Origin of the sequence: Sorangium sp. So ce385 (assembly GCF_051474135.1) — a bacterium.
GTDB classification, from domain to species: Bacteria; Myxococcota_A; Polyangia; order Polyangiales; family Polyangiaceae; genus Sorangium; species Sorangium cellulosum_D.
In genome coordinates this window covers 8,161,242-8,182,561 of sequence record NZ_CP150337.1, presented here as the reverse complement: position 1 = coordinate 8,182,561, position 21,320 = coordinate 8,161,242, and the positions used below count along the sequence as shown (strand labels likewise).

The 21,320-nt window shown below is 72.5% G+C and carries 12 protein-coding genes; 4 read left to right on the top strand and 8 right to left on the bottom strand.

The window, feature by feature from the left end; genetic code table 11:
• Nucleotides 1-130: 130 nt before the first annotated feature.
• Nucleotides 131-1,363 carry a sigma 54-interacting transcriptional regulator gene (locus WME83_RS29780; RefSeq protein ID WP_437313090.1) on the bottom strand — a complete coding sequence of 411 codons (1,233 nt, stop codon included), beginning with the start codon at nucleotides 1,361-1,363 and terminating at the stop codon, nucleotides 131-133.
• A 916-nt stretch (nucleotides 1,364-2,279) separates the two neighbouring features.
• On the opposite strand from WME83_RS29780, the gene WME83_RS29775 reads away from it, so the two are divergent.
• Complete coding sequence (locus WME83_RS29775; RefSeq protein WP_437313089.1) at nucleotides 2,280-3,605, top strand: metallophosphoesterase family protein; 1,326 nt, start codon at nucleotides 2,280-2,282, stop codon at nucleotides 3,603-3,605.
• Nucleotides 3,606-7,401: 3,796 nt separating this feature from the next.
• Here the strand turns inward: WME83_RS29775 and WME83_RS29770 are convergent.
• The gene (locus WME83_RS29770; protein ID WP_437313088.1) at nucleotides 7,402-9,417 is read right to left on the bottom strand and encodes a hypothetical protein; all 2,016 of its coding nucleotides are present in this window, start codon (nucleotides 9,415-9,417) and stop codon (nucleotides 7,402-7,404) included.
• A gap of 265 nt (nucleotides 9,418-9,682) precedes the next feature.
• Between WME83_RS29770 and WME83_RS29765 the strand changes: the two genes are divergently transcribed.
• A complete protein-coding gene (locus tag WME83_RS29765) occupies nucleotides 9,683-10,624 on the top strand; it encodes a hypothetical protein (RefSeq protein WP_437313087.1) in 942 nt (313 codons plus the stop codon).
• 27 nt (nucleotides 10,625-10,651) lie between these two features.
• Here WME83_RS29765 and WME83_RS29760 read toward each other — a convergent pair whose 3' ends face one another.
• The 5 genes from WME83_RS29760 to WME83_RS29740 all read right to left on the bottom strand — a co-directional run bounded on the left by WME83_RS29760 (nucleotide 10,652) and on the right by WME83_RS29740 (nucleotide 18,624).
• On the bottom strand, nucleotides 10,652-11,302 hold the full coding sequence (locus WME83_RS29760) for a response regulator transcription factor (protein WP_020737829.1): 651 nt from the start codon (nucleotides 11,300-11,302) through the stop codon (nucleotides 10,652-10,654).
• A gap of 411 nt (nucleotides 11,303-11,713) precedes the next feature.
• A complete protein-coding gene (locus WME83_RS29755; RefSeq protein WP_437313086.1) occupies nucleotides 11,714-13,384 on the bottom strand; it encodes an amino acid permease in 1,671 nt (556 codons plus the stop codon).
• Nucleotides 13,377-17,111, bottom strand: coding sequence for an urea carboxylase (gene uca, locus WME83_RS29750; RefSeq protein ID WP_437313085.1), 3,735 nt, complete (start codon nucleotides 17,109-17,111; stop codon nucleotides 13,377-13,379). Before uca ends, WME83_RS29755 begins: the two co-directional genes overlap by 8 nt.
• Entirely contained in the window at nucleotides 17,108-17,779 is a 672-nt protein-coding gene (locus WME83_RS29745) for an urea amidolyase associated protein UAAP2 (protein ID WP_437313084.1), read from the bottom strand. Before WME83_RS29745 ends, uca begins: the two co-directional genes overlap by 4 nt.
• Nucleotides 17,776-18,624, bottom strand: coding sequence for an urea amidolyase associated protein UAAP1 (locus WME83_RS29740; RefSeq protein WP_437313083.1), 849 nt, complete (start codon nucleotides 18,622-18,624; stop codon nucleotides 17,776-17,778). Before WME83_RS29740 ends, WME83_RS29745 begins: the two co-directional genes overlap by 4 nt.
• 342 nt (nucleotides 18,625-18,966) lie before the next feature.
• On the opposite strand from WME83_RS29740, the gene WME83_RS29735 reads away from it, so the two are divergent.
• Nucleotides 18,967-19,665: a TetR/AcrR family transcriptional regulator gene (locus tag WME83_RS29735; protein ID WP_437313082.1), complete on the top strand. Its 699-nt coding sequence runs from the start codon at nucleotides 18,967-18,969 to the stop codon at nucleotides 19,663-19,665.
• 217 nt (nucleotides 19,666-19,882) lie between these two features.
• A complete protein-coding gene (locus tag WME83_RS29730) occupies nucleotides 19,883-20,359 on the top strand; it encodes an antibiotic biosynthesis monooxygenase family protein (protein ID WP_437313081.1) in 477 nt (158 codons plus the stop codon).
• A 45-nt stretch (nucleotides 20,360-20,404) separates the two neighbouring features.
• Here the strand turns inward: WME83_RS29730 and WME83_RS29725 are convergent, their stop codons facing one another.
• Entirely contained in the window at nucleotides 20,405-21,244 is an 840-nt protein-coding gene (locus WME83_RS29725; protein ID WP_437313080.1) for an inositol oxygenase family protein, read from the bottom strand.
• Between the last annotated feature and the right edge of the window lie 76 nt (nucleotides 21,245-21,320).

The following is a 21,320-nucleotide window of genomic DNA, read 5'->3' as shown; positions in this document are numbered from 1 at the left end:
AGTCTACCGACGGCGTGCCCAAGGTGGACAGCCCACGGTTCGCCGTAGAGGCGTAGAGCGGTCCACAAGCTCGCTGTTCGATCTCTTCTCACCGGTCGTGCAGGCGCGCTGACGCGGCCCTAGGCGGCGCTCACCTCACCCCGAGCTCGCGTACGCGCCGCGCGAGCGCGCGCCGCGAGACCTCGAGGCGCTCGACCATGGCGTCGAGATTCCCGCCGCACATCTTATAGCACCGGGCGACCTCTTCCTTACTCAGATCGTTCACCCTGCGCACGCGGGGTGAGCTGTCCACCAGCGCGTAGAGCGAGGTCCGCGAGATCCGGAGCCGTGCGGCGGCGGCCTTCAGATCCCAGCGCACGTCGCGAAGCGCCGAGAGCAACTCGTCCTCCGTGACCGTCGTCGGCTTGCGCCGCGGCGCGCGCTCCGGGCGCGGCTCCTCGGGCGCGGCCAGCAGCCGGTCCAGCGCGGGGCTCCATTCGAGCGTTGGCTCGCCCATGCTCCCGATCACGAGCTGCCGCACGACGTTGCGGAGCTGCCGCACGTTCCCCGGCCAATCGTACTCGGCGAGGCGACCCATGCACGAGGCCTCCAACCGCGGCTCGCCGGCTCGCTCTGCGCTCGCGAGCTCCTGCCGGAGAAAGTGGAGCACGAGTCGTCCGATGTCGTCGCGCCGCTCGCGCAGCGGCGGGAGCGCGATCTCGAAGCTCGAGAGGCGGTAGAGCAGGGCAGCGCTGAAGTTGCCCGCGGCGATCCGCGCCTCCAGGTTCGCGTCGGTGGCGGCCACGAGGCGGGCGCGGACGCGGCGCGGGCGCTGGCCACCGACAGGCATGATCTCGCCGGTCTCCAGGGCCCGGAGGAGCATGATCTGGACGTCGAGCGGCGCGTCGCCGATCTCGTCAAGGAACAGCGTACCGTCCTCGGCCTGCGCGAAGTAGCCGGCGCGGTCCTTGACGGCGCCCGTGAAGGCGCCCCGCTCGGCCCCGAAGAGCTCGGCGCCTGCGAGCGATGCGGGCAGCGCCGCCATGTTGACCGCCACGAACGGGCGCCCCCGGCGAGCGCTCGCCTCGTGGAGGGCGCGGGCCACGAGCTCCTTACCCGTGCCGGTCTCGCCGCGGATCAGCACCGGGATATCGCGCTCCGCGACCTTGCGGATCTCGTCGCGGACCTGCTGCAAGGCGTCGCTCTCGCCCACGAGGCCGAGCTGATCTCCCCGCCCGCCCTCGGTGGCCCGGGCGAGGCGGAGCAGGAGGACTACCCGGCCCGACAGCTCGAGGACGACCCCCCGCCGGATCTCCTCAGGCGAGAACACGCGCGACCCCACCACGGCTTGCTCCCGGACGGTGACGGCGGTCGGACTACCCATGATCTCGAGCCGAATGCGGCCGCCGCTCAAGCCGATCAACCGGAGCGGCTGGCGGCTCAGGCGCGTGTCCGAGAGCGGGCTACTGGGCGCCTCTCGCGAGGAGCTGAAGAGGGGTTCGAGGCGCGATAGACGCACGCCCTCGCCGCGGGCGAGCGCCGCGAGCGATGCGCTCTGGCCGATGCGCTCGTGCACAGGATGATAGAGTATCGTAAGCGTGGGGATGAGCTCTCCGGCGCGCGCGGGCCGCGGGCCGGCCTCCGAACTCTCGGTGGTCAGCTCGTGCAGGGTCGAGATCCCCGGATCTTGGCTGGGCACAAAGAGGGAGGATAGCGCCGGTGGCGAGGCGGCCGCAAGCTCCGGCACGGCCGCCTGTGTCGGCCGACATGTCGGCCGTGTTCACGCTCGCCCGCCACACACGGCGGCCCTCCGCACCGCTGTGTCCGGCGTCGTGTCGGCAGGGCCGCCATCGTGGTCCGGCCACGTGGTCCGGCCACGTCGATGGCCGCCGCGCTCCGGTCACCGCGCGACCACGTCGCATGGCTGGCAGCACCGTTTCGCGGCGGCCCCTGCATATCGGACACTCGATCTTCAGCCTGCCCGCCGTCCCGACGGGGTGATGCCGGTCCCGCCGCGCGCAGGGGCACAGTAAGCAGGCCCTGGCCCGCTCTTGGCATGGCCCTTGATGAGCGTCTTTTCCAAGACACCGAATTAAGGGCGTCGAACCTACTCCAGAACAGGAGACAGGATCAGGGCGATCAACATCTATCCGGCCATCTCGGGATCCACCACTATGAGCGGCTTCGCGAGCCGCGTCCACGTCAACGTCACAACCACGCTGCAGAAGACCGAACCGGGCAGCTTTCCGTCCTTGGTCCAGTAATCGCACCCTGAAAGCACGAACCGAGAGGAGTCCGGCATGAACGAGACCAGAAGGATTATCGTGAATTATACGGATATCGCGAATGCGCTCGGCAGCCAGCCCATGATGACCATCTCCCGCAAGCTCGCGAAGGCGTCCAACGACCAGGACCAGATGACGAGGCTCGCCCTCTTGAAGAGCGGCATCGACGCGCTGAAGGACTGTGAGCTCGATCCCGGCGTGCTCTCGTCGCCTGAACACCCTGTCGGCGCGCTTTTGCAGTCCTTCATTGCCAAGAAGATTGCCGAGAAGAAGCAGCTCACAACGCTCAGGCATGGGAATCTCAAGGTACCCATGGATCAGGACGACTGGATGAGATGGATCTTGGCATTCGTGAAGTTCATGCCGAAGAGCATCCGTCCCCGCCCGTTCCTGCCACCGCCCGCCGCGCCGGAGAGCGTGCCCAACGATCTGCGCGTCGCGATGCTCGGGGACTGGGGGAGCGGTCTCTATGGCGCGCCGCCCTGCAGCGCGAGCATCGCGAAGAGCGGTTATGATCTCCTCCTTCACCTAGGTGACGTCTACTACGTCGGCGACGCGGACGAAGTGCAGGAACACTTTCTCGGGTTCTGGCCGAAGATCCAGGGGACGAAGCCAATAAGCCGTGCTCTTATGGGGAATCACGAGGCTTATGCGGGCGGAGGCGGCTATTTCGACCTCATCCTGAAGCAGTTCGAGCAATCCTCGAGCGTCTTCGCACTTCAGAACGATCATTTTCTCCTCGTCGGCCTTGATACCGGCTATGGGCACTTCGCGGCCTGGGATTTTCTCTGGGACAAGGGTGCCCACATCGACAGGTTCGATCCCGGCCTGACGCACGATCAGGAGATCTGGCTCGCTCAGATGATCACCGCTGCGGGATCCCGCAAGGTGGTGCTGTTCTCGCACCATCAACCCTTCTCGCTCTTCGAGAAGCCGGGGTCGAAGCTCCAGCAGCAGCTCCAGCCACTGCTCACCGCGAGAAAGATCTCGGCGTGGTACTGGGGTCACGAGCATCGTGCCATCTTCTACGATCAGCACCAGACCTGGGGCTTCTTCGGGCGGTGCCTTGGGCATGGCGGTTTCCCATACTTCCGGGACGAGTTCTCCGACGAGTCCATCGAGCCGCTCAAGGACGGGCAGCACGTCTTTCGCGTCAAAGCGGGCAGCGCGAGCACCCCGGGTGGACGCGTGCTCGACGGGTCGAATCCATACGTTTACGAGAGCGGCAAGCGTTTCGGGCCTCATGGGTACGCCGCGCTCGAGCTTGCGGATACGCAGTTGCAGGAGATACTCTACGCGCCCGACGGCACCGAGCTCTACAGGCGCACGCTCCCCGTCTGACGGCGGACGTGTACGGAGCAGACGGGGAGCAAGGAGCTGCGACGCTGTGCCCTAAGCGGTTCTTCCGTTTTGGACGCACGAGGAGTCCATGGCGGAGCACCAGCTCGTCCATCCAACCCGCCGTCGGCGCTGAATCGCCATCGTTCCGTCAACGTCCAATCGCATCGCCGAGCCGCATGCTGCTGCGAGCGGCGGCGACGAGGCAGGCTACGCGCTGCGCCTGCTTGAGCTACCCGGACCAGCGATGGGCAATGTCGAACTTCGTTCGCGCACACGCCGATCGCGTCGAGAGGAACCCTATGGCGTCGCGTTGACGCTTCCACGCAATTCGCAGCTGCTGTACCATACCGAGGGATTCGCACGGAGGTCGTTCATGCCGCTGCATGACCAGCTGAGATCTACCATCCTTGTCGATCGGCCCGAGCGTGTGAACGGCGCTCAGCCCATCGTGGACGATGGTGGTCGCAAGCGACGACACCGTCCACGCGCTGGCGGTCCGCCTCGACGCGGCGATCTATGAGAGTCCAGTCGCGCTAGGAAGCTATCTCGTCATCCGCGGCACCGGCGCGGGGGCTATGGGGGCCGTCTGGGGGGAGCCTACTTCGGTGGACTGCAGGCCTACCATGCGCCTCTATGACCTTCTTGGGGTTCATCGGATCAACAACAGGCTACCACGTGACATCGGCCACAAATCAGTGATCTGAAGATTCAATATTACCATTCAGAACAAGACCTTTGATGTGCTGTCCGACAATGACGAAGATGTGATAATACAAGTGGCCGCCGCCTTTCAGCGGCGGAGAGCTGCCCTCGCGGGGCTTCCGGGCGGTCCCGTTCGCGGGGCTTCACCGCCGCTGAAAGGCGGCGGAGAGTTCGGAGCGCCGGTGAAGCGCGTGTCGATCGAGCTGACGCTTCGATATGGCCGCCGCCTTTCAGCGGCGGAGAGTGCGTCTCCCGGTCGCGCCTCACCCGTGGCGCCGCCCGCTTCAATGGGGCCGCGTCTTTCAGCGGCGGAGAGGCGGCGGAGACGAACCTGAAGGAGCCCTATCGTACGCTTCAATGGGGCCGCCGCCTTTCAGCGGCGGAGAGGTCGAGACGAAGTGCCGATCCGGCACCTGGCCGACGTGCTGCTTCAATGTGGCCGCCGCCTTTCAGCGGCGGAGAGGCGTTGGCTCGTCGACTACCTCGCCGTCGAGGGGGCGATGGCGCTTCAATGGGGCCGCCACCTTTCAGCGGCGGAGAGGGTGACGCCGCGGTGCAGAAGATGCTCGGTGACCTGTAGCTTCAATGGGGCCGCCGCATTTAAGCGGCGGAGAGCTCCACGACGTTCGACATCCAAGGATCGAGCCGGTTCATGCTTTAATGGGGCCGCCGCCTTTCAGCGTCGGAGAGAGGACCGGGCAGGCGCAGATCGCGCGAACCGTGGGCACAGCTTCAATGGGGCCGCCGCCTTTCAGCGGCGGAGAGGTCTGTAGCGCGTTGAACAGGGACGACAGGTCCCCGCTTCAATGGGGCCCCCGCTTTTCACGGCGGAGAGGAGGAGGCGATCTGGCGGCCAGGCGGGTGGGATGGGCTTCAATGGGGCCGCCGCCTTTCAGCGGCGGAGAGCGCGCCGAACGCCCAGCCGGGCCACCTGCTCATGCTGCTTCAATGGGGCCGCCGCCTTTCAGCGGCGGAGAGGCACGACGTGATCGACGAAGGCGTTGTGGAGCTCAGGCTTCAATGGGGCCGCCGCCTTTCAGCGGCGGAGAGGCCGACGCTTGGAGTCTCGGGAACTCGCCGTTCAAGGGCTTCAATGGGGCCGCCGCCTTTTAGCGGCGGAGAGCGGGAAAGGTAGGTGTCTGATGTTCCGTTCCCTTGTGCTGCTTCAATGGGGCCGCCGCCTTTCAGCGGCGGAGAGTCTGCCGCCCGTCGAGGTTCCCGCCGGTACTCCGGTGCTTCAATGGGGCCGCCGCCTTCAGCGGCGGAGAGCCTGGTTATCATGCGGGACGACAAGGGCAACGAGTACACCTGGCTTCAATGGGGCCGCCGCCTTTCAGCGGCGGAGAGAACTACGTGGCAGGGGCGCTGGTGTCGGAGTACCCGGCTTCAATGGGGTCGCCGACTTCTAGCGGCGAAGCCGACTTTTAGCGGCGAAGAGGCAACCGGTCCCCCTGGTCGCGCTGCCGACGGGCGCGGGGCTTCAATGGGGCCGCCGCCTTTCAGCGGCGGAGAGTGCGCAAGGGCGAGAAAGGCATGCCTGTTATCTACGTGCTTCAATGGGGCCGCCGCCTTTCAGCGCCGGAGAGAACGATGATGCTGGGCGTTTGTACAGTGTCGAGCGCTGGCTTCAATGGGGCCGCCGCCTTTTCAGTGGCGGAGAGAGGGCCGCAGGTCTCTGCACCAACGGTTCCTTGCGCGCGCTTCAATGGGGCCACCGCCTTTCAGCGGCGGAGAGCGGCGAGGGGGTCGACGGCGGCGAGCTCGGCTTGCCGCTTCAATGGGGCCGCCGCCTTTCAGCGGCGGAGAGGAAGCTCGGCCCCGGGTCCCAGTGGTCGCGCTTGCGGCTTCAATGGTGCCGCCGTCTTTCAGCGGCGGAGAGGCGGAGCTGGCGCGGCAGAAGGGCGCAGAGCCGAGCCTGCTTCAATGGTGCCGCCGCCCTTCAGCGGCGGAGAGGCGTCGCAGCGTCGTGGCCGTCGAGGAGCTGGTGCTGTGCTTCAATGGTGCCGCCGTTCAGCGGCTGAGAGCCTGGTCCCTGCGCTCCAGGAGGACGCGCTCGTGGTGCGAGGCCGCCGCCTTTCATCGGCGGAGAGCCACGGACCAGCGCGGCAAGAAGTTCCAGGTGCTCTTGCTTCAATGGGGCCGCCGCCTTTCATCGGCGGAGAGTCACGGCTGGCCGCATGTGCCTTCGCGTCTGCCAAGTGCTTCAATGGGGCCGCCGCCTTTCAGCGACGGAGAGCGAAACAGCTCGACAACCGTATGCTCCGCGTACTCGAGCTTCAATGGGGCCGCCGCCTTTCAGCGGCGGAGAGGCCGGAGAGCTACACGTACGTGATTCGGTGGTTCAACGCGCTTCAATGGGGCCGCCGCCTTTCAGCGGCGGAGAGAGGCCTCCCAGGCCTTACCTGACATTTCGCGTACTTACACCCCGGTTTGCGAGAGGTCCCCGCCGCCCCCCTCGCTCCGGCCGTCCGGGGACGCCCCGCGCGCCCCGGCCATCCCAAAATCCATCGTCTTTTCAAACACCTGCCGGCCTTGCGAGCGCCCCCCGGCTTTTCCGCGCCAGTCCACCGCTCGCAGCCGATGCTCCCGCCCTCTTCTACCACGCCCTCTCCTCGCCTCGCCCAGCCCTTCCGTTCTCCCCGGCCGCTTTGCCGCTCTCTGCCCCACCTCCCCCGCTCGCGCTCCCGCCTCCTGCGCTGCCGCCCCCGCTTCGCCGCACTCGTCCCCCGCCTCGCTCCACGTCGTCCCCGCCTCGTTCCACCTCGTTCCCCACCTCGCCGGACTCATCCCCCCGGCTCGTCCGAGTCACTCCCCGCCTCGACCAGCTCATCCCCCGCGGGGCGCTCGCCTTCCGAGCCGGGGGCGTTCCCCGCCGCCCCGGGGGATCCCGCCACCGCCCCCCGGCGACCCGCCGCCCGTGCCGGGGTCTCCTTGCCGCGACGGCCGGCGCTTTTCCCCCGGGCCCCGGAGCGACCTCCCCGAGCGCGGTCCTCCGCCCGCCGCACACGGGGCTCTCTCGGGCGCACCGGATCCGCCCGCCGCGCCGGCGCACCGGCCCGCCACCCGCCGGCCCGTCGACCGGCCGCCCGCCGGCTCAGCGCCCCGCCGGGCCGACCCGCCGCTCCTCGGCCGCCCCTGTCGGCGTCTCGGTCGCCTCCACCACGAGCTCGCCGCGGCGGGTCAGCGCATGCCAGCGCGCGTCCCGCGGCCCGGGCGGCGGGAGCCTCGGCCTCCCCGGGACCTCCGGCGCGGGCTTCGGCAGCACGCGGAACCGCACGCGCCCGTCGCCCCGCACCTCCATCCGCGTCAGGTTCTGGTAGACCTTCACGTCGCGCACCAGCGAGAGCACCGGCCGACCCGGCCGATCCAGCGCCAGCTCCAGGCGCCCGCCCCCCGAGGCCGCCGGCGAGATCGCGAGCAGCGCCGCCCCGCCGGGCGCCGGCAGCGCCGCGACCCCGTCCGGCGCCGCGATGCGCCGCCATGCCTGCGCCGCGCCGAGCGGCAGCGGGCTGCGCACGAGCGCCTGCAGCGGCTCGCGTCCCTGCGCGCTCGCCGCCGGCGTCGGCCCGCGCAGGAGCAGCGTGCCGTCCGGCGCCGCCGCCATCGGGCCGAGCGCCTCGGCCGGGATCGCCTGGCTCCCCTCGGCGTGCCACGGGCCCGTCGCGCCCCGCACGAAGATCGCCGCGCCCCCGCTCGCCCCGCGGCACACCAGCACGCCGACGCCGGCCGCGCCGTGCAGCGCGACCGGCTGCGGGCACCCCTCCGGCGCCGCGACGGGCGTCACGGCGCCCGCGAGCTGGTCGACGACCGCGAACGTGGGCGGCCGCGCGAGGTGCGCGGCGCAGGCGCCGCCCGGCGGCACGCGCGCCGGATCGCAGAGGCCGTCGCCGAACGCCGCGATCCAGGTGCGCGTCGGCGGCGGCTCCGGCGGATCGGCGTGGAGCAGGCAGAGCGCGCCTTCGCAAGCGGGACCGTACGCGCCCCAGACGCCGCCCACGACACCGCCCACGCCCGACGCGACGTCGCGCTTGCACGGCGGGTCCCGCCCGATCGCAGCGGCGCCGCGCGCAGGCGGCTCGGGCGCCGGCGGGGCGACGGCCGAGCGGAACGAGCCCGCCGCGCCTGCGCGGATCGCGGTGGAGAGGTACAGCGCGCCGTCGAGGCGGGGCCGGTCGTACAGCGCCTCGGGCAAGGCGGCCCGGGTCCACTGCTGGCCGTCGCGGCTCAGCACGGCGGGGCAGGTCGCGTCGCCGTTCCAGATCCAGGAGCCGGCGCGCTCGATCGCGCGCGGCTGGAACGCCGATCTCTTCCAGGTCTGCCCGCGATCCGCCGAGAGGAACGTCTCCGGCGCCCCCGGGCGCTGCCAGCGCGACGGCGCCTCGACCACGGCCGCGAGCACCCCGTCCGGGCGCACGAGCACCGCGCGCACCCGCTTGCCGGGCGCGACGACGGCCTCGGTGAAGGTCTGGCCCTCGTCGGCGGAGACGCTGACGCGCTCGCCCGCCGCGGCGGCGACGAGGCCGCCGGCGGCGTCCCACGCGGTCGCCCCGGCGACGCTGCCCCGCGGCGCGAAGCCGTCGGGCCGCAGCGCGTCGTGGACCCCGGCGGCGCGGTGGAGCGCGCCCTCCGGCGTGGCCGCGTAGAGGGCGTCGTTCGTCGGTCCGGCGGCGCCGGCGGCGAGGCCGACCCAGGTTGAGCGCGCGGGCAGCTTCAGGGGGCCGACGACGCCGAGCTTCTCATGGATGGCGAAGACGCCGGGACCGCCCGCGGCGCTCGCGATGTCTCCGTTCGCGGCGGCGATCGAGACGTGCTCGCCGACGGCGACCTCCCGGTGCTCGCGGAAGAGGTTCTGGTGGGCCCGCGCGCGGTCCTGCTCCGCGAGGGGCGGCTCGACCCACGTTGGCGGCGGGCTCGCGGCGGCCGGCAGCGAGAGCGGGGACGAGGGATCGACGGATGGCTCGCCCGCGGCGCGCGCCGGCGCCTCGGCCGGCGGAGCGGGGGGGATGGCGACCACCGCCGGCGCGAGCGCCGCGGGGGCCGGTCCGGCGGCGGGACCGCACGAGACCGCGAGCAGCGCGAGCGTGAGGGGCGAGAGCCGCGGAGCGACCATGCAGGGAGAGCCTCCTGCTCCACGTCTATCAGGCCTTCCGGCCGGCTCGCCAGGCGGGGCGCCGACGTGACAACCTTGAGGCGCAGCGCGCAGGGATGAAGGGGACGCCGCCGCCAGCTGCCTGGCTCCTCGACGCGCTGCCTGTGAGGCGCGAAGCGGTCACCCGCCATGGCGCCGCCACCCGCCCGACGGCACACCTCCCCCTGGAATCCCTCGCATTCAGCCGCCTGAATGCCTGGTACGCGATCTGCCATGGGCGCCGCGCATGGGAGATGCCGACATCACGTTGCGCCACCTCGCCCGACGGCGCCCCGAGGACCTGGTGCGCCCGTTCGTCGCCGAGAGCCGTCCCGTCGAGGTCCTCGGTTGGGTCGACAGCCAGGTCACGAACATCGAGCGCCGCCTCGACAAGGCTTTGCGCCTTCGGATCGGCGGTGAGCCGCGGGTGCTGCACGTCGAGTTCTGCTTCTCGCTCCGCGACGACGTTCCGGATCGCATCTTCGAATACCTCGGCTTTCTCTTCGCCGCGCTCCGCCTCGACGCCCCCGGCGAGCCGGTGCCGCCGATCGAGAGCGTCGCCGTGGTCCTCTCGGGGCGCAGGCGGCGCTTGCCGGACGCCGGGAAGCGCCGCATCGCCTGGCCCGGGCGGCCGTTCAGCGGCGCGCGCTTCCGCATCGACGCCGTCTACCAGCGCACGGTCTCCGAGCTGCGAGCGCGCGGCAGCGTGCTCTGGCTGGTATTTGCGCCGCTTGCACGTAACGCGACCGCGGCGGCGCTGCGGGAGGTGGTCGCGGAGATCCACGCGGGGGCGAAGGGCGCCGAGGAGCGGGCCGAGCTGTACACGGCGCTCCTGGTGATGGCGACCATCGATCCCTGGGGGCATAATCTGCTGAAGGAGCTCATCGCCATGGTGGAGGACAAGGAAGAGGGGCTGCTCCGGCGCACGCCGATCATCGGGGAGATGATCATCGAGGCCGAGCGACGAGCCGAGCAACGAGGAGAGCAACGAGGCGAGGAGAAGGCGATCGTTGCGCTGCTCGGTCGTCTCTTCGCGCGGCGGATCGGGCGACGACCCACGGCCGAGGAAGAGCGCTCGATCGTCGAGCGCGCCCGCGCGATCGGTCCGGGCGAGGTCGAGGATGCCTTGCTCGATCTCGAGGGCGAGGCGCTGGTTCGCTGGCTCGCGGAGCCCATGCGCCCGTCGTGAGCCCCCGCCGGGGGCGGCCCGCGGGCGCTACTCGCTCTTGAGCCAGCCCTGCTGGAGGGCGTAGCGCACCGTGTCCGCGCGGCTCGTGAGGCCGAGCTTTTCCATCGCCCGGACCTTGTAGGTCTCGACCGTGCGCGCGCTCAAGTCGAGGCGGGCCGCGATCTCCTTGATGGCGTGCCCCTCGGCGATGAGCCGGATCACCTCGGCCTCGCGCTCGCTCAGCTCCGAGGCCGAGCCGTGGTCGCCGAAGGTGCGGCCCACGACGCTCGACACGACGTGGGCCGTCATGGACGGGTCGAGGTACACGCCCCCGGCGGCGACGGCGTGGATGGCCCGGACCAGCTCCGCGCCCCGCGCGCCCTTGAGCACGTACCCCGACGCCCCCGCCTTCAGGAGCGGCTGGACGTTGGCCTTGTCCTCGTAGCCCGTCAGGGCCACCACCTGGACCTCGGGGCGCGCCTGCTTGATGCGCTCGGTCGCCTGCGCGCCGCCGAGCTTGGGCATGGTGACGTCCATCAGGACGATGTCCGGCCCGAGCTCCGTGACGGCCTCGACGGCGCTGAGCCCGTCCGCCGCCTCGCCGACGACCGTCATGTCAGGTTGTGCGTTGATCAACGCCTTCAGCCCGTCGCGCACGATCGGGTGATCGTCGACCACGAAGACGCCGAGCTTCGTCATGCCGCTGTCTCCATCAAGATCGGGGGTGGCCGGTCCTCCCGTCGCTCGAGCCTTCGGGGCGGCTCGTGGGGGGCCGGAGGGGGCCGCGTCGGTGTCGGTGACCACGGCGTCCGACCCTAGCACGGCCTCGCCGCAACCCTGAGGGGACGGTCCGAATTTTCCCGAGACGCACGGCGCTCCAGGGCCGCCGGCCCACGGCGCGCGCCGAGCGAGGGCGGGGGCGACGTACAAGCCCGGGCGAGCCAGCCGGAGACCCTGCCGACGCCCGTCGCCCGTACCCTCCGCTCCCGCCCTCCGTGCGTCGTACGAGACGCAGGCTCATTTAGTAAGGCTAACGAACTTGCTTGAGCCTCGGCCCCTCGGCCGGCCCCCGTCCAGGACCGCGCGAGCTCGCCGCCGGAACAGCCCGCCTCAGGAGATCAGCGACGCCGAGCTCTCCCGCGGCGGGCTGACGGCGACCCGCTCTCCGCTCGGCCTCTGCGTCGCCGCGAACACCGCGAGCCCCACCGCGATCGTGCCGGCGACCCCGATCACCGGGAAGTACTCCATCCACGTCGACTCGCCGTCCCGCCGCGGCCACGCGATGTTCGCGATGAGCGCGACCCCCCACGCGACGGCCGCGACGTTCAGCGCGAGCCCGGCGCGCCCGAGGGAGAACACCCCGGCCGGCGCCCCGGACCTGCCCGGCCACCCGCGCAGCCGGCGGAGGAGCATCCCCGCCGTCACGAGCAGGTACGAGAGGTTCACGAGCAGCACGGCCGTCTCCGTGATGAGCACGAACAGCTGCGCCTCGCCGTAGTTCACGACGAGCATGCCGCACGCGAGCGCGCCGACCGCGATCGCCGGAGCGACGGGCGTCTTCGTGCGCGGCGACACGCGCGCGAGCGCCGGCGCGCACGGCAGCGCCCCGTCCCGCGCCATCGAGAACGCGAGGCGCGAGGCGCCGGTCTGGATGGCCAGCGTGCAGACGCACACCGCCAGCGCCACGTCGACGAGGAACACCTTGCCCAGCGTCGGGCCGAGGGCGCTCACGACCACGTAGGCCAGGCCCTCGGTCGCGAGGCGGCCGTCGGTCAGGCTCGGCGCCGTCATCAGCGCCGCGAGCAGGAGCAGCGCGCCGCCCACCCCGGAGGCCACGATGGCCTTCAGGATCGCCCGCGGGATGATCCGCCGCGGGCTCTGCGTCTCCTCGGCCAGCGACCCGGCCGAGTCGAAGCCGTAGAGCACGTACGCCGGCATGAGCGCCGCCGCGAGCAGGCCCGCCGCCCCCGTGCCCAGCGGCGGCGACGGCCCGTAGATCGGCTCGAGCACCACGGCCGGACCCCGCACCGCGTGCAGGAACAGCGCCCCGATCAGCAGCACGACGCCGCCGAGCTCCGCCATCACGCCGACGTCGTTGACCCAGGCCATCGCCCGCACCCCGGCCATGTTGATCGCCGTCGTCAGCGCGACGAGCCCCGCGCCGAGCAGCACGGCGTTCGCCGCGCCGTCGCGCGACGTGAGCGACGGGTCGCCGCCGAGGAGCTGGAACCCGCCCCAGACGCTCGGCAAGATCGCCTGCAGCGCGATGGCCGCCGCCGCGACGCTCACGACGTCGCCGACGAGCTTCAGCCAGCCCGCGAGCCACCCCGGAGCGCCGGGCGACACGCGGCGCCCCCACTGGTAGACCGAGCCGGCCACCGGGTAGTGCGAGCCGACCTCGGCGAGGTTGAGCGCGACCGCGAGCTGGCCGAGGAAGACCACCGGCCACGTCCAGAAGAACCGCGTCCCGCCGAAGGCGTAGCCGATCACGAAGAGCTGGAAGACGGTCGTGAGGATCGAGACGTACGAGAAGCCCGCCGCGAAGGCCGACAGGCTCCCCAGGTCGCGCCGCAGCTCCTGGCGGTAGCCCAGGCGCGCGAGGTCGTCGGCGTCGCTGCTGCCTTGCGCCGGGTTGCCCGCGCCGAGCGCGCCTTGCGCCGGGTTGCCCTCGCCGAGCGCGCCTTGCGCCGGGTTGCCCTCGCCGAGCGCGCCTTGCGCCGCGGTGCCCGCGCCGGCCGCGCCGCGGCGATCCGGCGCCCCTGTCGAGATCGGATCACGCATGGGCCGACACCCCCACGAGCGGCTGGCCCGCGCTGACCATCTGGCCCGGGCGGCAGCCGATCCAGTCGACCGCGCCGGCCACGTCGGCCACCACGGCGAACTCCATCTTCATCGCCTCGAGCACGGCCACGCGCTGGCCCGCCTCGACGCGCTGCCCCGGCGCCACGTCCACCTTCCACACGCACGCGGTGAGCGGCGCCGTCACCGGCAGCATCCCGGCCGGCAGCGCGTCCTCGGCGGCGGACGAGGCGCCCTCGAGCCGGGCGCCCGCGCGGCGCACGCGGTCGAACTCGCCGTCCGCCTCCCAGCGGCCGCGCTCGGCGTCGAACGCCGCACGCTGCCGCGCCCGGGCCGCGCGGATGCTCTCGGCGTTGTCGTCGAGGAAGCGGTGGTGCTCGCCCAGGTCGAACGTCGTCTCCTCGATGCGCACCTCGCCGCGCCCGGCCACCATGTCGGCGCGCAGCTCGAGCAGCTCCTCCGGCGACACGAGGTGGAAGCGGAGCTGGTCGAAGAACCGCAGGAGCCACGGCCGCTCGCGCGTGGTCTGCCGGAACGGCCGGTGGCGGCTCCAGACCGGCACCGTGCGGCCGAGGAACTGGTACCCGCCCGGCCCCTCCATGCCGTAGATGCACAGGTACGCGCCGCCGATGCCGACCGCGTTCTCGGGCGTCCACGTGCGCGCCGGGTTGTACTTGGTCGTGACCATCCGGTGCCGCGGGTCGATCGGCGTCGCGACCGGCGCGCCGAGGTACACGTCGCCGAGGCCGAGCACGAGGTAGCTCGCCGCGAGGAAGAGCTCCTGGACCGCCGCGATGTCCGGCAGCCCGTTGACCCGGCGGATGAACTCCAGGTTGCTCGGGCACCACGGCGCGTCGTCGCGGACCGTGCGCATGTAGCGCTCGATCGCCTCGCGCGTCGCCGGGTCGTCCCAGCTGAGCGGCATGTGGACGACGCGGCTCGGGATCCGGACCTCCTCCGGGGCGGGCAGGTCGGCCTCGGCCTCGCGGAGCAGGTCGAGGGCCTTGGCCACGGTGAGCCGCGCGCCGTCGACGTGCACCTGGAGCGAGCGGATCCCGGGCGTCAGGTCGACCACGCCGGGCACGCGCATCTCCTCGAGCCGCGTCATGAGCAGGTGCGCGCGCACGCGCAGGTCGATGTCGAGCACCGGCGGCCCGAACTCGACGAGCACGTACCGGTCGCCGCTCTGGCGGAAGACCACCGCGGGCCGGCCGTCGCGCGCCGCCACGCGGCCCAGCACCGGCTCGCCGCGCCGGTGCCGCGGGCCGCTCGATCCCGCGGCGGCGGCGCCATTGGCCGCGTGCGCCGCGGCGCCATTGGCCGCGTGCGCCGCCGCGCCGTTCGCCGCGCCGTCGGCCGCATGCGCCGCCGCGCCGTTCGCCGCGAGCCCGCGCCGCGTCACGAGCGCGTCGCTCCGCCGCGCCAGCGCGTCGGCCTCCGCGGGCAGGATCGACCGGAACCGCACCTTGTCCCCGGCGCTCAGCTGGCCGAGCTTCCACCGCTCGGCCGCAGCGACGGTGAGCGGACACACGAACCCGCCCAGGCTCGGGCCGTCGGGGCCGAGGATGACGGGCATGTCGCCGGTGAGGTCGACCGCGCCGATCGCGTACGCGTTGTCGTGCAGGTTCGACGGGTGCAGCCCCGCCTCGCCGCCGTCGGTCCGCGCCCACGCGGGCGCGGGCCCGACGAGGCGGACGCCGGTGCGGGCCGAGTGGTAGTGCACCTCCCACTCGGCCGCGTAGAACTGCTCGATCCCCTCGTCCGTGAGGAAGTCCGGCGCCCCGTGCGGCCCGTCGAGCACGGCGAGCTCCCAGGACCTGCCGATCTCCGGCCGGGCCTCGGCCGGCAGCGCGCCGGGGGCGAGGGCCGGGTCGACCTCCTCGCCGAGGCGCAGCACGTCGCCGGGGCGGAGCGGCCTGCCCGCGTGGCCGCCGAAGCCGCCGAGGGTGAACGTGGCGCGGCTGCCGAGGTGCGCCGGCACGTCGATGCCGCCGCGGACGAGCAGGTAGGCGCGCGCGCCCGGCCCCCGCACCGGCCCGCACGCCACGGTGGCGCCCGGCGCGACCTCGACCGGCGTCCACGGCGCCACCTCGGCCCCGTCGACAAGCACGCGCATGGCGGCGCCCGCGACGCACACGACCGCGCGCCGGTGGAACACCAGCGTCGGCCCGTGCACCTCGCACTCGAGCCCCGCGGCCCCGGCCGGGTTGCCCACGACGCGGTTGCCGAGGCGGAACGACAGGTCGTCCATCGGCCCGCTCGGCGGCACGCCGACCGACCACAGGCCGAGCCGCCCGGGCCAGTCCTGCACGGTCACCGCGCCCGGCGCCGCCGTCACCTCGACCGCCTCCGGGCGGAACGGCAGCGACGCGAACGTGCCGGTGTGGTGCCGGACCCCGCGGAAGTCGGGGTGATCGAGCGCCGCCGCGACCCACTCGCGGTTCGTCTCGATCCCGCCGAGCCGGGTCTCCCCGACGGCGGCGCGCAGCGCCGCGACCGCCGCGGCCCGGTCCGCGCCGCGCACGAGGAGCTTGGCCAGGAGCGGATCGTAGAGCGCCGAGACCTCGGTGCCCGTCTCGACCCACCCGTCGACCCGCACGCCCGCGCCCTCGGGGTAGCGCACCTCGGTGAGCAGCCCCGCGCTCGGCAAGAACCCCCGCGCCGGGTCCTCGGCGTAGAGCCGCGCCTCGATCGCGTGGCCGGAGAGCGGCGGATCGCCGCCCGCGAAGAACGCCGTGTCGCCGGCGGCGATGCGCAGCATCCACGCGACGAGGTCGATGCCGGTGCAGAGCTCGGTCACGCCGTGCTCGACCTGGAGGCGCGTGTTGACCTCGAGGAAGTAGTGCTCCGCGCGCGCGGGATCGACGAGGAACTCGACGGTGCCCACGTTCCGGTAGGCGACCTTCGCGGCGAGCGCGCGGGCCGACTCCGCGAGCGCCGAGCGCAGCCGGGGCGGCAGGTCGGGCGCGGGCGCCTCCTCGAGGACCTTCTGGTTGCGGCGCTGCACCGAGCAGTCGCGGTCGCCGAGGACGAGGACGTTGCCGCGGCCGTCGCCGGCGATCTGGACCTCCACGTGCCGGGGCGCCGTGAGGAAGCGCTCGAGGAACACGTCGCCCGAGCCGAAGTTCGCGCGGGCGAGGCGCTGGACCCGCTCGAACGCCGCGGGGAGCTCCGCCGGCGCGTCGCACCGGGCCATCCCGATGCCGCCGCCGCCCGCGCTCGCCTTGAGCAGCACGGGGTAGCCGATGGCCGCGGCCTCGGCGGCGGCGTGGTCCGCGTCCCGGAGCACGCCGGTGCCCGGCAAGAGCGGCACGCCCGCCTCGATCGCGATCTGCCGCGCCCGGTGCTTGCTCCCGAACGCCTCCATCTGGGCCGGCGTCGGCCCGATGAAGACGAGGCCCGCGGCCTCCACCGCGCGGACGAAGTCCTCGGATTCGCTGAGGAATCCGTAACCCGGGTGGATCGCGTCGGCGCCCGCGCGGCGGGCGGCGTCGACGACGGCGTCGATGCGCAGGTAGCTCTCGGCGGGCGTCTGGCCGCCGAGGCGGACGGCGTGGTCGGCGAGGCGCACGTGGAGCGCGGCGCGGTCGGCGTCGGAGAAGACGGCGACCGAGGCGATCCCGAGGCGCCGGAGGGTGCGGAGGATGCGGCACGCGATCTCGCCGCGGTTGGCGACGAGGACGCGGCGGAAGGGCGGGGGGGCGCTCATGGCCGCACCACCGCCATGCGGATCGGGGTCGGGTTGAAGGCGTTGCAGGGGTTGTTGATCTGCGGGCAGTTCGAGACGAGGAGCAGCAGATCGAGCTCGGCGCGGAGGTCGACGTGCTTGCCGGGCGCGGACAGGCCGTCGACGATGCCGAGGGTGCCGTCGGCCTCGACGGGCACGTTCATGAACCAGTTGATGTTGCCGACGAGGTCGCGCTTGCCGAGGCCGTACGGCGCGGCGGCCATGAGGAAGTTCTCGACGCAGGCGTGCTGGTGCTTCGTGTGGTGGCCGTAGCGGACGGTGTTCGACTCGCACGAGCAGGCGCCGCCGGAGGTGTCGTGCCGGCCGCAGCTGTCGTCGGTGATGGTCATCATCACGCGGCCGCGGTTCGAGCGGAGCTTCGCGCCGGTGGTGAGGAAGATGTTGCGCTGGGCGACGATGGTGTCGGCGGCGCTGTAGCGCTCGGCGGTGTCGGCGAGGACGTAGGCGAGGAAGTCGACGGCCTGGTTGCCCTCGAGGTCGATGACGCGGAGGATCTCGCCGGCGCGGACGATCTTCGCCCACGGCGCGCGGGCGGGGACGATCTCGTCGGAGACGAGGGCGCCGGGCAGGCCGGCGAGGGCGGGGTCGCGCAGGGCGGCGACCGGCTTTCCGGGGGCGGCGGGGATCATCGCGCGCCTCCTGCCCGGAGGGCGACCGCGAGCTCCTCGGCGGTGTTCTCGAAGGCGCGGCGCGCCTCGGGCGTGGCGTTGCGCACGGGGTCGTCGTCCGGGGCGGGGCGGCCGCGCCAGGCGGTGAGGCGGACCTTGCCGGCGCGGTACGCCGGGCGCGGGTCGAGCCGGTGCGGGACGGCGGCGACGCTGACGAGGACGTCTTGCTCGGCGCGGAGGAGCACGTGGGCGCCGGGCCGGGACGCGTCGGGGAGGAGGGTGATGGCGCCGTCGGCCTCGACGCGGACGCCCTTGAAGAGGTTGATGGGCGTGGGGAGGTCGCGCTCGGTGAGGCCGTGCTTGGCGAGGGCGAGGAGGAGCCGCTCGCGGCCGGAGCGGAGGGTGCCGCCGTGGGCGTCGTTGCCGTGGCGGGAGGCGATCTCGCCCGGGAGCGAGGTGCCGCAGAAGGTGTCGTGGCGGCCGCCGGTGTCCTCGAGGAGGGAGGCGAGGACGCGCCCCATGTCGGAGAGGAGCAGGTAGCCGGGGCCGGGATAGGCCTGCCACTGGAGCTTCACGGTGTCGGCGAGGCAGAGCCGCTCGATGGGGCGGTCCGCGCGGTGGAGCATGAGGGCGACGCAGGTGTCGCCCTCGACGTCGACGATCCGGAGCCGGCTGCCGACGGGGAGGGTGCGCGCCGCGTAGCCGCCGGCGCCGAGGGTCTCGTCCCAGAGGACGTCGCGCGCTTCCACGCCCGGGGGCGGGTCGCCGATCGACGTGCTCGGCACGGTGGGTTGCGTCTCGACGACGCTGCCTTCCTGGGCGCGCGCGTGCGCGCGCGCGGCGTACGTTGTGGCCGTTTCAGACATCGCCCGCCTCACTTTCGATAGAGAATCGAAACTACGGGTCGACTATCCGGGGGCGGGGTTTCCGGCCTGTTTCGCGGGGGTAAAATGCAGGGCGCGGGCGATTTTTCCCGGAGGCGGCGCGGGGACGCTGCGGCTCCGACCTGGGTGCGAGGTTCCAACCCGGGTGCGCGGCCCAACCCGGGTGCGCGGCGGGAGAGCGGCTGGCGCAGGGACGCGAGCGCGGATAGATCAGCGCGACGGCCACCCCGGGAGATGATGAAGACGGAGATTCCCCCTGCTCAAAGCGCCGAAGGCAGCCAGAGCGCCGAAGGCAGTCAGAAGGCGGAGGCGACCCCGCGCCGCATGGGCCGGCCCCGCAAGGCGCCGCAGCGCAGCGAGCTCGCGCCGCGCGAGCAGATCCTGGAGGTGGCGGGCCGGCTGTTCGCCGAGCGCGGGGTCGTCGACGTGTCGATGCTCGAGATCGCGCAGGCGGCGGGGCTCCGGCAGTCGTCGCTGTACTACTGGTTCCGGCGCAAGGAGCTGATCGTCGCGGAGATACTGCAGCAGGTGAACCGCCTGCCGCTCTCGTACGCGCGCAAGCTCGAGGCGAGCGGCGGCGCCGCCGACGTGCAGCTCTGGCGCTTCGTGCGGTTCGACGTGGAGACGGTGTGCGGCTTCCCGCTGGAGATCACGGAGATCCACCGCTTCAGCGAGCGGGATCCGGAGGCGTTCGCGACCTACTGGGCCGAGCGGCGCGCGCTGACCGAGGCCGTGGCGGCGATGATCGGGCGCGGGGTGGGGGAGGGGACGTTCCGCGAGGTGGACGCCTACCTGTGCGCGCTGACGGTGCTGGCGCAGGACGAGAGCGTGCAGAACTGGTACCGCCCCGGGGGGGCAGGGCGGATCCATCCGCTCGCCGCCGGCGACCCTGCGGCGCTCGCCTATCGACCGGAGCAGATCGCGGAGCTGGTCGCGGACCAGACGGTCGGAGGGCTCCTGGCGCGGCCGTCGCGGCTCGCGGCGCTGCGGCGGATGGCGGCCGCGGCGGACGGGGAGGGGTAGCGGGATCGCCCGCCGCCCCACCCTCCTGCTCGAACACGGCCGCCGCGCCGGGCTCTGCGTGTCCATGGGGTTGTCCAGCCGCCAGGGTCTCGTGCAACCTCGGCCCATGATCCTCCCCGCTCGACGGCAGTGCGCCTCGAACCGCCCCACGCGCCGCGCCCCTCTCGCGCTGGCCTCGATGCTCGCGGCATGTGCGCTGCTTGGCTGCACATCCAGCATGGAGCAGACGCCGCCAGCCTCCCCGGATCCCTCCACCCGGGCCGCGGCCGCGCCGGCGCAGCCCGCCGCGGCCGCGCCGGTGCAGCCCGCCGCGGCCCCCGCGGCGCCGCCCGCGGCCCCCGCGGCGCCCGCCGCCGCGCCGGCGTCGTGCGCGGCGCGCGTCGCCCGCGTGTGGCACGGTCGCACGCCGAGCGACAAGGCCGAGGCGTATACGGCCTATATCTCCAGCGCTCTCCCCAAGTTCCGCGCCATCCCCGGGAACCTCGGCTATCAGCTGATGCGCGAGGCCGTGGGCCCGGAGACGCACTTCATGGTGATCAGCTACTGGAGGTCGCGCGACGACATCCGCGCCTATGCCGGCGATGACATCCGCAAGACGCGCCACCTCCCGCGCGACGCCGAGTTCCTCATCGATCCCGAGCAGACCGTGATGAACTACGACCTCGCGGTGATCGACCTCGACTGCCCGAGGTGATCGGGCTCGGAGCCGCGCATCCGAGGCCGCGCCCTCCGCCGCACCTCACCAGCGGAGCTCGGCCGGCAGAAACTCCGCGATCAGGTCCTTGTAGAACGGCTTCAGCCGCTCCACGTCCGGCGGGGCGTCGGCCTTCGAGTAGAGATCGTACGGGTTGAACCGCCGCACCCACTCCATCATCCGCCGGTCCTGCTCGTTCATCAGGTGCCCGTACGCGCCCTCGCGGTGCGCCGCGTAGAACGAGTGATAGCGGATCATATAAAGCGCCTCGAGCGGCAGGTGGTCCTTCACCACATGATACAGATACTCGTCGTGTCCCCACGACATGTGCACCCGGGAGAGCCCCGCGCCCTCCTCGTAGATCCCGCACGGCGTCTGGTACGCCGGGTTCGCCATGTCCGGGTTCCGCGCGAACAGCTCGGGGAAGACGATCCGGTCGGAGTACGCGCAGCCCACCGGGAAGGTGTCGCCCACCACCGCCCACTGAGGCTCGCCCCACGTGCACAGGATCTTCCCGGCGTCGTGGATCAGCGCCGTCAGCACGAACCACCGCGGCTGCCCGTCCCGCCGCGCCGCCTCCGCGGACTGGAGCGCATGCGCGATCTGCGACAGCTCCGTGTCCGGATCGCTGTCGTCGACCAGCTGATCGAGCAGCTCGAGCGCCTCCCACATGCCCATCCGTCGCCGGTCCAGGCCGAGGTACTGCCGCTCTTTCTCCTGCACGAAGGCGAGGGTCTGCCCCTCGTGGTTCAGCCGGTAGAGCTCCTTCACGCTCGGCCGCACCTCGGCGCGGTAATCGCGGAACGCCGAGGCTCCCTTCTCGTCCGCTGGTCCGCGCGCGGCGCTCCCCTCCATGCCCGCCGTCTGCTCCCCTTGCTCGCCCATCGCTCCGGCCATAGCGTACCACCCTGTCCAGCGCCAGCGGCCTCCGTCCCCGGGGCCGCGGCACCGCGCCGGCACA

What these genes read in the sequence shown, in the direction of transcription:
- WME83_RS29755 (WP_437313086.1), bottom strand. Translation starts at nt 13,384, where the DNA reads ATGCGTGATCCGATCTCGACAGGGGCGCCGGATCGCCGCGGCGCGGCC.
- WME83_RS29770 (WP_437313088.1), bottom strand. Translation starts at nt 9,417, where the DNA reads ATGGTCGCTCCGCGGCTCTCGCCCCTCACGCTCGCGCTGCTCGCGGTC.
- WME83_RS29730 (WP_437313081.1), top strand. Translation starts at nt 19,883, where the DNA reads ATGGAGCAGACGCCGCCAGCCTCCCCGGATCCCTCCACCCGGGCCGCG.
- uca (WP_437313085.1), bottom strand. Translation starts at nt 17,111, where the DNA reads ATGAGCGCCCCCCCGCCCTTCCGCCGCGTCCTCGTCGCCAACCGCGGC.
- WME83_RS29765 (WP_437313087.1), top strand. Translation starts at nt 9,683, where the DNA reads ATGGGAGATGCCGACATCACGTTGCGCCACCTCGCCCGACGGCGCCCC.
- WME83_RS29775 (WP_437313089.1), top strand. Translation starts at nt 2,280, where the DNA reads ATGAACGAGACCAGAAGGATTATCGTGAATTATACGGATATCGCGAAT.
- WME83_RS29725 (WP_437313080.1), bottom strand. Translation starts at nt 21,244, where the DNA reads ATGGGCGAGCAAGGGGAGCAGACGGCGGGCATGGAGGGGAGCGCCGCG.
- WME83_RS29735 (WP_437313082.1), top strand. Translation starts at nt 18,967, where the DNA reads ATGGGCCGGCCCCGCAAGGCGCCGCAGCGCAGCGAGCTCGCGCCGCGC.
- WME83_RS29780 (WP_437313090.1), bottom strand. Translation starts at nt 1,363, where the DNA reads ATGGGTAGTCCGACCGCCGTCACCGTCCGGGAGCAAGCCGTGGTGGGG.
- WME83_RS29745 (WP_437313084.1), bottom strand. Translation starts at nt 17,779, where the DNA reads ATGATCCCCGCCGCCCCCGGAAAGCCGGTCGCCGCCCTGCGCGACCCC.
- WME83_RS29740 (WP_437313083.1), bottom strand. Translation starts at nt 18,624, where the DNA reads ATGTCTGAAACGGCCACAACGTACGCCGCGCGCGCGCACGCGCGCGCC.
- WME83_RS29760 (WP_020737829.1), bottom strand. Translation starts at nt 11,302, where the DNA reads ATGACGAAGCTCGGCGTCTTCGTGGTCGACGATCACCCGATCGTGCGC.